The 12,915-nt window shown below is 49.7% G+C and carries 14 protein-coding genes and 1 riboswitch; of the genes, 5 read left to right on the forward strand and 9 right to left on the reverse strand.

Features of this window, described 5'->3' with window-relative positions:
- Positions 1-136: 136 nt before the first annotated feature.
- The 3 genes from htpX to def all read right to left on the reverse strand — a co-directional run bounded on the left by htpX (position 137) and on the right by def (position 2,625).
- Positions 137-1,009, reverse strand: a complete 873-nt coding sequence (htpX, locus tag ACFQ2T_RS07680; protein ID WP_379032668.1) for a zinc metalloprotease HtpX — start codon at positions 1,007-1,009, stop codon at positions 137-139.
- A gap of 142 nt (positions 1,010-1,151) precedes the next feature.
- A complete protein-coding gene (gene fmt, locus ACFQ2T_RS07685) occupies positions 1,152-2,093 on the reverse strand; it encodes a methionyl-tRNA formyltransferase (protein ID WP_379032670.1) in 942 nt (313 codons plus the stop codon).
- A 16-nt stretch (positions 2,094-2,109) separates the two neighbouring features.
- The gene (gene def / locus ACFQ2T_RS07690; RefSeq protein WP_379032673.1) at positions 2,110-2,625 is read right to left on the reverse strand and encodes a peptide deformylase; all 516 of its coding nucleotides are present in this window, start codon (positions 2,623-2,625) and stop codon (positions 2,110-2,112) included.
- A 196-nt stretch (positions 2,626-2,821) separates the two neighbouring features.
- Between def and ACFQ2T_RS07695 the strand changes: the two genes are divergently transcribed.
- From ACFQ2T_RS07695 to ACFQ2T_RS07705, 3 genes are read left to right on the forward strand one after another with little or no spacing between them, the layout of a single operon-like run.
- Positions 2,822-3,856, forward strand: coding sequence for a LysM peptidoglycan-binding domain-containing protein (locus ACFQ2T_RS07695; RefSeq protein WP_379032676.1), 1,035 nt, complete (start codon positions 2,822-2,824; stop codon positions 3,854-3,856).
- Between the two features lie 10 nt (positions 3,857-3,866).
- A complete protein-coding gene (gene dprA / locus ACFQ2T_RS07700; RefSeq protein ID WP_379032679.1) occupies positions 3,867-5,024 on the forward strand; it encodes a DNA-processing protein DprA in 1,158 nt (385 codons plus the stop codon).
- A 47-nt stretch (positions 5,025-5,071) separates the two neighbouring features.
- Complete coding sequence (locus ACFQ2T_RS07705; protein WP_379032682.1) at positions 5,072-5,539, forward strand: DUF494 family protein; 468 nt, start codon at positions 5,072-5,074, stop codon at positions 5,537-5,539.
- Positions 5,540-5,602: 63 nt separating this feature from the next.
- Here ACFQ2T_RS07705 and metF read toward each other — a convergent pair whose 3' ends face one another.
- The 3 genes from metF to ahcY form a co-directional block, all read right to left on the reverse strand.
- Complete coding sequence (gene metF, locus ACFQ2T_RS07710) at positions 5,603-6,430, reverse strand: methylenetetrahydrofolate reductase [NAD(P)H] (protein WP_379032684.1); 828 nt, start codon at positions 6,428-6,430, stop codon at positions 5,603-5,605.
- Between the two features lie 56 nt (positions 6,431-6,486).
- Positions 6,487-6,834, reverse strand: a complete 348-nt coding sequence (locus ACFQ2T_RS07715) for a phage holin family protein (RefSeq protein ID WP_379032686.1) — start codon at positions 6,832-6,834, stop codon at positions 6,487-6,489.
- A gap of 92 nt (positions 6,835-6,926) precedes the next feature.
- Positions 6,927-8,336, reverse strand: a complete 1,410-nt coding sequence (ahcY, locus tag ACFQ2T_RS07720) for an adenosylhomocysteinase (protein WP_379032689.1) — start codon at positions 8,334-8,336, stop codon at positions 6,927-6,929.
- 95 nt (positions 8,337-8,431) lie between these two features.
- Positions 8,432-8,513: riboswitch (S-adenosyl-L-homocysteine riboswitch) on the reverse strand.
- Positions 8,514-8,800: 287 nt separating this feature from the next.
- Here ahcY and ACFQ2T_RS07725 point away from each other — a divergent pair.
- Positions 8,801-8,950 (forward strand): hypothetical protein, encoded by a 150-nt coding sequence (locus ACFQ2T_RS07725; RefSeq protein ID WP_379032692.1) that lies wholly within the window; start codon positions 8,801-8,803, stop codon positions 8,948-8,950.
- Between the two features lie 105 nt (positions 8,951-9,055).
- Here the strand turns inward: ACFQ2T_RS07725 and ACFQ2T_RS07730 are convergent, their stop codons facing one another.
- The 3 genes from ACFQ2T_RS07730 to ACFQ2T_RS07740 all read right to left on the reverse strand — a co-directional run bounded on the left by ACFQ2T_RS07730 (position 9,056) and on the right by ACFQ2T_RS07740 (position 12,189).
- The gene (locus tag ACFQ2T_RS07730) at positions 9,056-10,063 is read right to left on the reverse strand and encodes a trypsin-like peptidase domain-containing protein (RefSeq protein ID WP_379032694.1); all 1,008 of its coding nucleotides are present in this window, start codon (positions 10,061-10,063) and stop codon (positions 9,056-9,058) included.
- Positions 10,064-10,502: 439 nt separating this feature from the next.
- Positions 10,503-11,675 (reverse strand): GGDEF domain-containing protein, encoded by a 1,173-nt coding sequence (locus ACFQ2T_RS07735; RefSeq protein WP_379032697.1) that lies wholly within the window; start codon positions 11,673-11,675, stop codon positions 10,503-10,505.
- 49 nt (positions 11,676-11,724) lie between these two features.
- A complete protein-coding gene (locus ACFQ2T_RS07740; RefSeq protein ID WP_379032700.1) occupies positions 11,725-12,189 on the reverse strand; it encodes an EVE domain-containing protein in 465 nt (154 codons plus the stop codon).
- A gap of 115 nt (positions 12,190-12,304) precedes the next feature.
- Here ACFQ2T_RS07740 and ACFQ2T_RS07745 point away from each other — a divergent pair, with 115 nt between their 5' ends.
- Entirely contained in the window at positions 12,305-12,664 is a 360-nt protein-coding gene (locus tag ACFQ2T_RS07745) for a DUF2237 family protein (RefSeq protein ID WP_379032703.1), read from the forward strand.
- Positions 12,665-12,915 lie beyond the last annotated feature (251 nt).

Below are 12,915 nucleotides of genomic sequence, written 5' to 3' on the forward strand. Positions count from 1 at the left end.
TGCTATTTTACTTGATGCCAGCTGTTTCCCGGCGGAAACACGGCAATAAGCCAATATTAAAAATAAACAGAAACGCAGTCACAATAAAAAAGGCTTTCCTGAGGAAAGCCTTTTATCAACGTAACGCTGCTGATTATCAGTATTGATTCGCAAGCAACAATAAACGACGCACACGCTCTTCTGTCTTGGGATGCGTGCTGAATAAACCGGAGAAGTCTGCACCGGATAATGGATTAATAATCATCATCTGGCCCGTTTCCGGATGTTGCTCAGCGGTTAGATTAGGGATCTGGTGCGCATAATTATGGATTTTCTCCAGTGCGCTCGCCAGCGCTTTCGGATCGCGGCTGATATCCGCACCCATACGGTCAGCTTCATATTCGCGTGAGCGGGAAATCGCCATCTGGATCAGGCTGGCCGCCAATGGCGCCATCACGATCATCAGGATACCCAGCATGGGGTTAGGCCTGTTTTCGCCATCTCTACTACCGCCACCAAACAGCATGCCAAATTGCGCAATCGCAGAAATCGCACCGGCGACGGTGGCCGACATCGTTGAAATCAGGGTATCGCGATTTTTCACGTGCGCCAGTTCGTGCGCCATCACACCACGCAATTCACGCTCACTGAGGATTTGCATAATGCCGGTCGTTGCTGCGACAGCGGCATTTTCAGGATTACGGCCGGTAGCAAATGCATTCGGCTGGCTTTCGTTGATCACAAATACGCGTGGCATCGGCAATTGCGCGTGTTCAGCCAGTTCCTTCACCATGTTGAAATAGTTTCTGAACTGGTTATTGCCATAGTTGTTTTCAGCATTGATTTCTACGGCACCATACATTTTAAGCACGGCCTGGTCGCTGAACCAGTAGGCGTAGAAGTTCATGCCGCCTGCCAGCAGCAAAGCCATCAGCATGCCGCTTTGGCCACCGAATGCACCACCGACAGCAACAAACAAAGCCGTGATGGCTGCCATCAGCACAAAAGTTTTGGTCCAGTTACCTAACATTCACATTCCTTCAGTTCTTTTTTACTCTTCAACTACATGGGGGAGTCCGGCGGGTTTTTCAATGGTAAATGTGCCACATGAATAATGTGCCAGATGAATACAGCATGACATTGACTGCCAAGCTGAAACGCCAGTTGCCAACCTAGAAGAATCGGTCACCGATCTGCACATGCTGACCATGGACAAACTGTTGCGCCGTCTGCCGCTTGCCACCTGGCATTTGCAGTTCCTGTAGCTCTAATATGCCATCACCACAAGCGACCAACAGTGGCTGGATTTGCACTATGCTACCGGCGCCATGCGCTGCATCAGTTATCACAGCAGAACTTTCAGCGACCTGGGCAAACCAGAGCTTGCACACCTGGTCTTTAAATTTGGCTGTCGCCACCGGAAAAGGATTAAACGCCCGCACCTGCCGGGATAACTGAACGGCAGACTGCGTCCAGTCGATCGCCGATTCGGATTTTTCCAGCTTGTGAGCATAGGTGACCAGGGCTTCATTCTGCACTTCTGAAGCCAACTGGCCGCTGGTTTGCAGTGTGTGCATGGCTGCTACCATCAGGCGGGCGCCTTCGCGGCTGATCGCATCGTGCAAGGTTTGTGTGGTATCTGCTTCGGTAATCGGCGTGGCCCATTTGCTGATCATATTGCCTGCATCCAGCTTGGGCACTACCTCCATAATGGTGACACCGGTCTCGGTATCTCCCGTCAGGATAGCGCGATGGATAGGCGCAGCACCGCGCCAGCGCGGCAGCAATGACCCATGGATGTTGTAACAGCCAACTTTTGGAATATTGAGCACTGCGGTAGGAATGATCAGGCCATAGGCAGCGACAATCAACACATCTGCATTGGTGGCGGCAATGTCTGCCTGTACTTCCGCCGGTTTTAAACTTTCCGGCTGAAACACCTGCAAGTCATGCTTCAATGCCAGTTGTTTCACCGGGCTGGCCTTCAGTTGCATGCCACGCCCGGAAGGCCGGTCAGGCTGCGTGAGCACCATGACGATCTCATGTCCGGCATCCATCAGGCCCTGTAACGCGGGCACCGCAAACTCCGGTGTCCCGGCATAAATAATCCGCATCTATCGCCCTGTCTTGTTAATAACTGTTGCGCTCGATTTCGCGCGCGTGCTTGACCATTTTGCTGCGAATCCGGTTGCGTTTCAGGGGCGAAAGATATTCCACAAATACTTTACCCTTCAAATGATCCATTTCATGCTGGATACATACGCTAAGCAAGCCATCGGCATCCAGTTTGTAGGTTTTGCCGGTGGCATCTTGCGCTTCAACGGTGATAAATTCTGCGCGCGTGACATTTTCATAAATGCCGGGCACTGACAGGCAGCCTTCTTCGTAATCCTGATGACCGGATTCGGCAATGATTTTAGGGTTGATCAGGACCAGCAGATCGTTCTTTTCCTTGCTCAGGTCAATCACGATCAACTGGATATGCTGGTCCACCTGCGTCGCCGCCAGCCCTATGCCAGGCGCGTCATACATAGTCTCAGCCATATCCGCGACCAATTGCTGCAACGCGTGATCAAACACTTTCACCGGTTTGGCAACCGTGTGCAAGCGAGGGTCCGGATACTGCAAAATCGGAAGGAGTGCCATGCTCTAGAAATCTTTCAATCCAAAGTGTTTAACGAAAACAGGGCTAAACGCCCGTTTTTTCATCTTGATAATAACTTTAAACCCATGCTAGATTGGTCGACATTGCGCACGAAGCCGCGCCATGCGTGCTGCCTTTACCTAAGTACTTCATTTTAGGTGTTAAAAATCCAAGTAATACCTATAACAGAGACGTCACATGACCAAAATTGTTCAAATTATAACCTCGCTTGCCCTGGCTTGTAGCAGCTTGTGTGCTTTTGCCGATGAAATTACCTTGCGGGCGCAACATCCTGAGCGCCACGTGGTGGTTAAAGGCGATACTTTGTGGGACATCTCGGCCAAATTTCTTAAAAATCCGTGGCAGTGGCCACAGATATGGCAAATCAACCGCGAAAATATCAAAAACCCGCACTGGATCTACCCCGGTGACGTGATAGTACTGGATACCAGCAGCGGCAAACCGGTGTTGAAACTGGTTCGCGAAGCAATCAACCTTGAACCCGGTGTTATCGTCACGCCAATCAAGGCAGATGCTATCCCTGCCATACAACCGAATGCAATATTGCCGTTTTTAACCAGGCCTATTTTGGTAACCGCAGACGAACTGAAAAATGCGCCCAGGATTATTGCTGCAGAGGAAGAACGCCAGATACTTAGCCCAGGCACACATATTTATGTGCAGGCGTTACCGCAAACGCCACAACCGGTATGGGCGATTTACAGGGAAGGCGAACCGGTCAAAGACCCTGGCAATGGTGAAATTCTTGGTATTGAAGCGCATTACCTGGGTGAAGCCAGGTTGCTGCGCCCTGGACAGCCGGCGACGCTGAATATTACCCAGGTAAAAGAAGAAATTGTGGTTAAAGACAAGCTGGTCGCAATTGAGGATGAATTAACCCAAACCTATATTCCACATGCTCCGGAAAACCAGATTATTGGTCAAATCGCCCGCATCAGCGATGGCATTAACGAAACCGGTTCTGGCCGCGTGGTGGTATTAAACCGCGGTGCCTACGATGGGCTGGAACGTGGCCATGTGCTGTCTATCCTGCGCAAAGGGGCCAGCGTAACTGATCCCGAGTCAGACCCCGAGCATCCGGTGACATTGCAATTACCGGATGAACCGGTGGGCTTGGTGATGGTATTCAAAACCTTCCCTAAACTATCGTATGCACTGGTCATGCAGGTTTCGCAATCGGTACATGTGGAAGATATCGTCCGCACACCTTAATATTCCAGTTATGGAAAATTCTAATGTAGACCACCCTGAGCTGGCAGTTCCTGAGACGGCAAATGCTGCTGAATCATATGCCCCATGGATAGCGCTTACCCTGATAGACGGGCTGGGCAGCGCCACCTTATGCCAGTTATTACTGGCATTCAAAACTCCAGAGGCCATTCTTGCTGCTTCATATACTGCTCTGCGGGATATGGTCAGCAAAGAAGTGGCCGAGGGTATCCAGAGAGCCAGAGAGCATAAGGATATTGCCAAAGCCCTGGACTGGCTGAACCAGCCTGATAACCACCTGATTACACTGGCTGACCAGCATTATCCCAAACGCCTGCTAGACACTGACCAGCCACCACCGGTACTGTACGCCAAAGGCAACCTGCAAATATTAAAACGCCCCTGCATGGCGATTGTAGGAAGCCGGCATGCCACCACCCAAGGCGAAACCACTGCCGAAAACTTTGCCGAGAGCTTGTGCCGCGCAGGGTTTGCAGTGGCAAGCGGCCTGGCACTGGGGATTGATGGCGCCGCCCATAGAGGCGCGCTTAAAGCCGATGGCGCGACGATAGCTGTGGTCGGTACCGGCTTGGACATTGTCTACCCGGCCAAACACAAAGCCCTGGCACACCAGATTGCCCAGCATGGCCTGCTGCTGTCGGAATATGCATTGGGCACGCCTTCTATCAATTACAACTTCCCCAGGCGCAACCGCATCATCAGCGGCTTGTCCGAAGGATGCCTGGTGGTGGAAGCCAATGTTGACAGCGGTTCACTCATCACCGCAAAACTTGCAATTGAACAGGGCCGGGAAGTATTTGCAGTGCCTGGCTCCATCCACTCGCCTGTTGCCAAAGGCTGTCATGCCCTGATCAAGCAAGGTGCCAAACTGGTGGAGTCCACCGAGGATATCCTGAGCGAATTACGTCATATTCGCCTGCCAAATACCAGCCTGTCTGTTAGCCCAAACGGGCTAATACCCGATTGGACTAATTTACCATCTGAAGCCAGCCCTGTACTGGCCTGCATGGGGTTTGACCCTATCTACGCCGACCAGATCGCCGCCCGCTCAGGCTTGACGCCCGGAGAAGTTTCCACCATGCTTACACTACTTGAATTAGAAGGTGTAGTCAGCCATCTCGCGAATGGACAATTCCAGAGACTGGCTTAACTTCACACGGTAGCGCTAGTAATGAATAGCATGTTGAGGAGATATGCATGTTGGAAGTATTGATATTTATTTATCAAAACTATTGGGACAAACATGAAGCGTTCGAGTTGAAAGAAACCGATGAAGCGATCATGGCCTATGAGCTGTCCCAGGCAGGATTTAACCATCAGGATATTTTACACGCGGTCGATTGGGTCAAAGACCTGCGCCGTTCTGTAGAGCATCCGCAATATCTGCAGGATCCTTCTTCGCTGCGTATTTTCTGCGAAATGGAACGCGACAAGATCAATGACGAGAGCCTGAATTTTCTATGTCTATTGCAGAAAAGTGACATTATCACCGCTTACGAGCGTGACCTGATCATAGACCGTGGCATGGTACTGCCTCAGGAAACGCTGAGTATGGAAGATATCCGCTGGATCACTATGATGGTATTGTGGGATGAAAACCGGAAACAGGATTACCTGTTTGTCGAGGATGCGTTGTTCAACCCTAAAGGGCTGTCACTACAGTAATTGAGTTTCCATAAATAAAAAATCGCGATTGGTATCGCGCTTTTTTATTTGGTACTAGTAGGCTTATAACTGCCGGATGATCTGGCCGATAATCCCCGCCTGGTTCAAAGTGTAAAAATGCATCTTGTCGATACCTGCCTGCGACAGTTTTCCGCAAATATCGGCGACAACATCGACACCAAATGCCCGCAATGACGCCAGGTCATTGCCATAAGCTTCCAGGCGCATCCTCAACCAGCGCGGGATTTCAGCACCACATACATTAGAAAAACGTGCCAGTTGCGTGTAGTTGTATATCGGCATGATGCCCGGAATAATCGGTGCGCTGATACCCAGTTTTTGTGCGGCTTCCACAAAGCGGAAATAAGCATCCACATTGTAGAAATACTGTGTAATCGCAGAATCTGCACCAGCATCGATTTTACGTTTGAAGTTGTCCAGGTCTTTTTGCGCAGAGCCTGCTTCCGGGTGAAACTCCGGGTAAGCTGCTACTTCGAGATGAAACCAGTCGCCGGTTTCAGCACGAATGAAACTGACCAGCTCATTGGCATATTTAAAATCGCCTACGCTGACTTCACCGGAAGGAATATCACCGCGCAAAGTCACCAGCCGCTTGATCCCTTTGGCCTGATACGCTTGCAACAACTCGCGGATTTCCTCCTTGCTGGAAGAGATACACGAAATATGCGGCGCCGCCTCTGAGCCTTCACCCTGGATTTCCACGACCGTATCCATGGTGCGGTCGCGGGTAGAACCACCCGCGCCAAAGGTCACCGAGAAAAATTCCGGCGAGAATTCCGCCAGTTGCGTACGTGCTTGCCGCAAGTTGGCGATACCTTCCGCTGTTTTTGGCGGAAAAAACTCAAAACTGAAAGAAGTTTTATTATTCACTTGTTTAATCTTTATCTATGACAGGCTTAGATTTCCAGCCTGTGAGCCTTTGCCAGTCAGTCATTATCAGGGACTATCGCACTCAGCACCCCGGAAATGACGCTGTAGACCAAAGCGCCAATCACACCTATGAGGATTGAGCTCACGGAGAAACCTTGCAGATAATTGCCGACCAGCCAGAACAACACCCCGTTAATCACCAGGATAAACAGGCCCAGCGTCAGCAGGGTAATCGGCAGGGTCAGCAATACCAGCAACGGTTTGATCAAAATATTGACCAGGCCAATCACCAATGCGGCGACCAGTGCCGCCGTAAAGTTGGCCACATGAATGCCAGGCACCAGGTAAGCCACCGCCATTAAAGCCAATGCGTTCAATACCCACACAATCAGTAACTTAAACATTCCACCCTCCTGTCTTCATTAGATTGAGGAAGAGTGTACACCGAAACTTCCGCCAGGACACCTGACGGAAGCTGCGGGTTAAGAACAGAAGCTTAGTACCTGTAGTGTTCAGGCTTGTAAGGGCCGCTCTTGCTCACGCCGATATAAGCCGCTTGCGCATCTGTCAACACAGTCAGCTGTGCATTAAGTTTTTTCAACTGCAATACAGCCACTTTTTCATCCAGGTGTTTAGGCAAGGTATACACACCAACCGGGTAATTGCTGGTTTGCGTGAACAGCTCGATTTGGGCGATGGTCTGGTTAGCAAAGCTGGAGCTCATCACATAGCTTGGGTGACCGGTACCGCAACCCAGGTTCACCAGGCGGCCTTTAGCCAGCAGGATGATACGTTTGCCATCAGGGAAAATCACATGGTCAACTTGTGGCTTGATTTCGTCCCACTGGTATTTTTCAATACCGGCAACATCGATTTCGTTATCGAAGTGACCGATGTTGCAGACAATCGCCTGGTCTTTCATTTTTGCCATATGGTCATGCGTGATCACATGGTAGTTGCCGGTAGCGGTCACAAAGATATCGGCATGCTCAGCCGCATAATCCATAGTCACTACGCGGTAGCCTTCCATGGCTGCCTGCAATGCGCAGATCGGGTCAATTTCAGTGACCCATACCTGGGCAGACAAAGCGCGCAACGCTTGCGCAGAACCCTTGCCCACATCACCGTACCCGGCCACGACAGCGATCTTGCCTGCAATCATCACATCGGTTGCGCGCTTGATCCCGTCTACCAATGATTCACGACAGCCGTACAGGTTATCGAATTTGGATTTAGTGACAGAGTCATTGACGTTAATCGCCGGGAAAGCCAGTTTGCCGTCTTTATGCATCTGGTACAAACGGTGCACGCCAGTGGTAGTTTCTTCTGTCACGCCTATGATTTCTTTCAGGCGCACGGAATACCAGGTCGGGTCAGTTTTCAGTTTGGCTTTAATTGCGTTGAACAGGCACACCTCTTCTTCAGAAGTCGGGTTGCCCACTACGGATAAATCCTTTTCTGCACGTGCGCCCAGGTGCAACAGCAAAGTCGCATCGCCACCATCATCCAGGATCATGTTGGAATAGCCACCGTCTGCCCATTCAAAAATGCGGTGGGTGTAATCCCAGTACTCTTCCAGCGTTTCGCCTTTAACGGCAAATACAGCAGTGCCAGTGGCAGCAATTGCGGCAGCCGCATGGTCTTGCGTTGAGAATATATTGCAGGAAGCCCAGCGCACATCGGCACCCAGATCCTTGAGTGTTTCGATCAACACCGCGGTTTGGATAGTCATATGCAAAGAACCGGTGATGCGTGCGCCACGTAATGGCTGCACAGCAGCATATTCTTCACGAATCGCCATCAGGCCAGGCATTTCGGTTTCGGCAATCGCAATCTCTTTGCGACCCCAGCCGGCCAGGTCCATATCGGCAACAATGTAATCTTTGAAATCAGCTACAGTATTCATGTTTGATGTCCTAAAAAAATGAAAACTGAGCAGGGAAGGTTCATCTAGGAACCGGTGGAAACGTTTTGCTCACCTTTTTTCCGTGCTCGCACAGTGAAAAGTGAACGCAGTTGAGAAGCTTCGCAGCTATCACTCTGAGCCTGGGAGTTTGAAACTCTCGCAGCGTTCCTCAGAAGGCGGCAATTATAACGCCAACCGCAATATTTTACAAAAGACTGGCATTTAGCATCACCAAAACAAGCCTGTAAATCACAGCTAAATAATGCATTTAGCAGTTCATCTACCTCAGCGATCAAAGCTAGCAATCAAATACTTCAGCATGCGTTGAATGCCAGGTTGAGCATGATTTTAAATTGAGACCAATAGACCGCTTTTCTCCATAAAATCATTTAGCTGACACCATGGCATGATGTGTCAACTGCAGTATTTATTGTCACTTAATCATTACGGAAAGGCGGGAAATTATGTCAATGTATCAGGTCATGGACGAAGAGAATCATTGCATTGCGACCTTTTATCACTTTCAGGAAGCCGTAGTGACCGCGCAAGACTTCACTGTCTGGGATGATGAGCATTACTACCATGTGGAAGAACTGGATCTGGAAGTTGTTTGAATAAGCAACTGACAAACAAAAAAGCGCCTATGAGGCGCTTTTTTTTATTGGGCATTACTACGTGAGGATGTTGTGTAGCAGTATTTTCTGACGGCTACACCTGTCTTACGGTTGTGTTTTCATTGCCACTTTCAGTTCTGCCGCTTTTTCTGCATCCAGTTGATTCAGCACATCCACACTGGCCAGTGCTTCACTATGCTTGCCATTGGCTTCGGCGATCAGGCCAAGGTAGTAGAAAGCCTGGCTATGTTGATCGTTCATGCTCACTACACGGTGCAAATGTTGTTCAGCCAGGGTCAGGTCACGTGTTTCATACTCTGCCGCTGCCAGGTAAAACCAGGCTTCTGTACTGGCAGGCTCTTGTTTCACCCACTGCTCAGCGACTGTTTTCAAACCGTTCCAGTCTTTGTGCAGGTAAGGAAACACCACTTTCATAAAGCTTGGCCATTGCGCAGCCGGTTTACCCCAGAAAGGCAATTCGCTTTTTACGACTACCGGACCGGCAGGTTGATTGAGCAAGGCTTTTACCCAGTCTATGGACATGTAGTAGTAATACGCATCCTTGCCCGGGCTTTTCAGCGTGATCAAACCCACCAGAGTGCCGGATTCATCAAACAGGCCACCGCCGCTGGCACCTTGCCTGAAAGTCGGCGTGGCACGCACAATGACTGAATCATCCATGGTGAACAAGCCTTTGACCACGCCTTGGGTAGTCACCGGGGCTGGCACAAAACTAGGGTAGCCGATGGTGAATACCGGTTGTTCGTATTTCAACTCGGCGCTGGATTTCATTTTGACGGGTGCCAGCGGCAAATCTTCCATTTGCAGCATGCATACGTCATGTTTCCAGTCAGGCTTCACGCCTACCGCATGGTAAACAGCGCCGCCACTTAATACACTGATGCTGCTGGCGTTAGCTACTACATGGCAGTTAGTCACCACTTGATTGTCGGCCACGACCACACCGGAACCCAAACCGAATTGACCGTTGGTAAGGCCAACCTGGATACGCAACACACGACTGTTTAACGATTGTAATAACTCGCCAGAAGGTTCTGCCATCAATGGTGCAGTTAAGCACCCTACCAGTAAACCAATCAAAAACTTTGTCATGTTGTGCTCCAATCCGTTACAGCAAATTTGGTGTGTCGTTGGAAAGCCTGTACATGCATCTCAGCAAGATGCATTCCAACCAATGATGCACATATTTAACGCACCAGAATATTCGCTTTAACCATTTATTGAACACATAATAAATACTTAATAATCATATATTTAACGAATAAAACCTAAAAGGAAGTGAGGGAGTTTATAAAGGGAAACCGCCTATCAAAACTATAAATTCCAAAGCAACGGCTTAGCTCGACGCACTATTAAAGTGCGTAAAATTCCGGCTTGCACACCGAATGCACATGCACCATTGATTTACGCACTAACTAATCACATCAGCAAAATTTCAAAGGTTGAAGTGACTGAGAGAAATAAAAAAACCGCATCTTGAATGCGGTTGGTTTGATTTTGATGCGCTGGGAAAATAAGCAGAGATACAAGCTTAATGATTGGCAATAAATACGCGGTTACGCCCTTGCTGCTTGGCTGAATATAAGGCCGCATCAGCCATGCGCATCATATGTGCCAGGCCTTGCTCGTCATTGAGTTGTGAGGTAGAAACCAGCCCGAAAGAAGCGGTATAGTGGATTTTCTCGCCATTTTCCACCAGCACACTATGGTCAATTTCAGAGCGCAGGCGCTCTATGACACGGGCGGCTTCGTGCAGATCGGTCATCGGCATCAGGATGCCAAATTCTTCGCCACCCAGCCTGCCGACCATATCACTGGTGCGCAATGCATTGACGCACCTGAGGCAGAAATTCTGCAAGATCAGATCGCCTGCGTGGTGGCCATGCTGGTCATTGATTTTCTTGAAATGATCGATATCGACCATGGCGAATGAGAATGGCGCCTCATAGCGCTGACTGCGCCTGATTTCGGACTCCAGCTCATGCATGAAATGACGGCGGTTGGCGATGCCGGTCAAAAAATCAGTGAAGGCAAATTTGTCTGCCTCAATATGGAGCTGGTAGATGCGCCACACCACAAATACACTGACCAGCAGAAAGAGGGACAATAACAAAGACGCATAAATCAAACCCGCTTTGGTATGACGTTGCAGCCGTTGCTGACTTTCTTCCACATATTGATTGGCGCGCTGGTTAGCATAGGCGAGGATGGATTCATTCAGCCGCGCCACTTCTGAAAAGCGGGAGGTCCACTCGGTCTCTATCAAACGGTTGGCGTCGTCGAACCTGGCATCTTCCAGCTTTTGCAAGATCATGTCCCGCACCTGGTTCAGTGCCTGCCACTTTTTCTGCAGATTGACGATTTGTTGCGGGTCACCGGAATAGCTGTGCTGCATGATGCGGATATTGTTTTCTGCCAGCCGCTCGTGCGCTTCAATAAAGGTGATGGTTTCGCCCATTGCTCTGGCATCGGCCTGGATCAAGGTCGCGTAAAGCAGGCTGCTGCGGATCTGATATAGATCGGCCTTTAATTCCAGCGCGGCATTAGAAACCGCAAACGGCTGCTCATAAAGATTGCGCGTAGTCTGGTGCATCTCGCGCATACTGGAAAAATAAATCCACAGAAATAACAGCGCGCCGATAAAAGCGATCAAAAACCCGGCAACAAGGATATATAACACCGCCTTTTTGCGCTGTCTTTTCATGCTTTATTCCATAGACCTAACAACATGTAGCATGCCTCCAGGCAAGGCTTTATGCATCTAGCAACTTGGTGATAAACGCCCACTCTTTGGGATCGACTGGTGTAATCGACAATCGGTTCCCTTTTTGCAAGGTGCGCATATTGGCAAGCTCGGGTATTTCGCGTAATTCTTTCAGGCTCAGCATCCGTGTTTTACGCACCAGCCTGACATCCACATTCACCCAGCGAGGATTCTCCGAGGTGGATTTTGGATCAAAATACTTGTGCCCAGGCACAAACTGAAACTTGTCCGGGTAAGCCAGTGTGCTCACCTCACAAATACCCACAATGCCCGGCACCTCGCAGTTGGAATGGTAGAACAGCACCCCATCACCCACTTTCATCTGGTCGCGCATGAAATTACGCGCCTGGTAATTGCGTACGCCATACCAGTCTATGCTTTGATTAGGCAGGCCCGCCAGATCATCAATCGAAACATCCGATGGTTCGGACTTCATCAGCCAATAACGTGCCATCTGTTAAAACCTTCTTCCCTCATGCAAATGTCCAGTATCATAAATGCCAGTGCCACAAACACCCGACATCTTATAAACCCCAGTATCATAAACCAAAGTCACCCCACATTACATCATGGCTAAAAACGTCCTCGGCACCCTGCTTATCCCTTGTAGCACACATCCCGTCACCGGCTTCATGCGCGATGGCTGTTGCGGTTTTCATCCGGAAGATAGAGGCAGGCACACCATATGTGCAGAAATGACGGATGAGTTTCTGGCATTTTCCACTGCACAGGGTAACGACTTATCCACCCCTATGCCTGATTACGGCTTTCCCGGACTGCATGCAGGTGACCGGTGGTGCGTGTGTGCACGCCGCTGGCTGGAAGCCAGTGAAGCTGGCTATGCGCCACCGGTGGTGCTGGAATCGTGCGATGAAAGTTGCCTGGAAGTGGTCAGCCTGGCTGACTTGATGTACCACGCCTTGAGATAGGCTGCAGAGACAAAAAAATGTGCTTTTAAGAAGGTATATTAAGGGGTTACCTGAGCCATAATCCTGAACCAAAAAGTTCAGGTGGTAACAGCCTAAGGTACATTAGGTTCACACGCCAAGGGAGTCTTAAAAGATATCCCAACTTAGTGCGATCGCACAGCACCTGATGAGCCGAAACCTATAACAAAGACTAGTTCAAGGAATTTAGACTCAGGCAACGCCTTAATACACCTTCTTAAAAGCACACCGTA

It is taken from the genome of Methylophilus flavus (genome assembly GCF_042678905.1).
GTDB classification, from domain to species: Bacteria; Pseudomonadota; Gammaproteobacteria; order Burkholderiales; family Methylophilaceae; genus Methylophilus; species Methylophilus flavus.

Bases quoted from the DNA above. Each gene is read 5' to 3' on its own strand.
- ACFQ2T_RS07715 (WP_379032686.1), bottom strand. From the start codon at position 6,834: ATGTTTAAGTTACTGATTGTGTGGGTATTGAACGCATTGGCTTTAATG.
- ACFQ2T_RS07705 (WP_379032682.1), top strand. From the start codon at position 5,072: ATGTTGGAAGTATTGATATTTATTTATCAAAACTATTGGGACAAACAT.
- ACFQ2T_RS07695 (WP_379032676.1), top strand. From the start codon at position 2,822: ATGACCAAAATTGTTCAAATTATAACCTCGCTTGCCCTGGCTTGTAGC.
- ACFQ2T_RS07745 (WP_379032703.1), top strand. From the start codon at position 12,305: ATGGCTAAAAACGTCCTCGGCACCCTGCTTATCCCTTGTAGCACACAT.
- ACFQ2T_RS07735 (WP_379032697.1), bottom strand. From the start codon at position 11,675: ATGAAAAGACAGCGCAAAAAGGCGGTGTTATATATCCTTGTTGCCGGG.
- fmt (WP_379032670.1), bottom strand. From the start codon at position 2,093: ATGCGGATTATTTATGCCGGGACACCGGAGTTTGCGGTGCCCGCGTTA.
- ACFQ2T_RS07730 (WP_379032694.1), bottom strand. From the start codon at position 10,063: ATGACAAAGTTTTTGATTGGTTTACTGGTAGGGTGCTTAACTGCACCA.
- ACFQ2T_RS07725 (WP_379032692.1), top strand. From the start codon at position 8,801: ATGTCAATGTATCAGGTCATGGACGAAGAGAATCATTGCATTGCGACC.
- htpX (WP_379032668.1), bottom strand. From the start codon at position 1,009: ATGTTAGGTAACTGGACCAAAACTTTTGTGCTGATGGCAGCCATCACG.
- ACFQ2T_RS07740 (WP_379032700.1), bottom strand. From the start codon at position 12,189: ATGGCACGTTATTGGCTGATGAAGTCCGAACCATCGGATGTTTCGATT.
- ahcY (WP_379032689.1), bottom strand. From the start codon at position 8,336: ATGAATACTGTAGCTGATTTCAAAGATTACATTGTTGCCGATATGGAC.
- def (WP_379032673.1), bottom strand. From the start codon at position 2,625: ATGGCACTCCTTCCGATTTTGCAGTATCCGGACCCTCGCTTGCACACG.
- dprA (WP_379032679.1), top strand. From the start codon at position 3,867: ATGGAAAATTCTAATGTAGACCACCCTGAGCTGGCAGTTCCTGAGACG.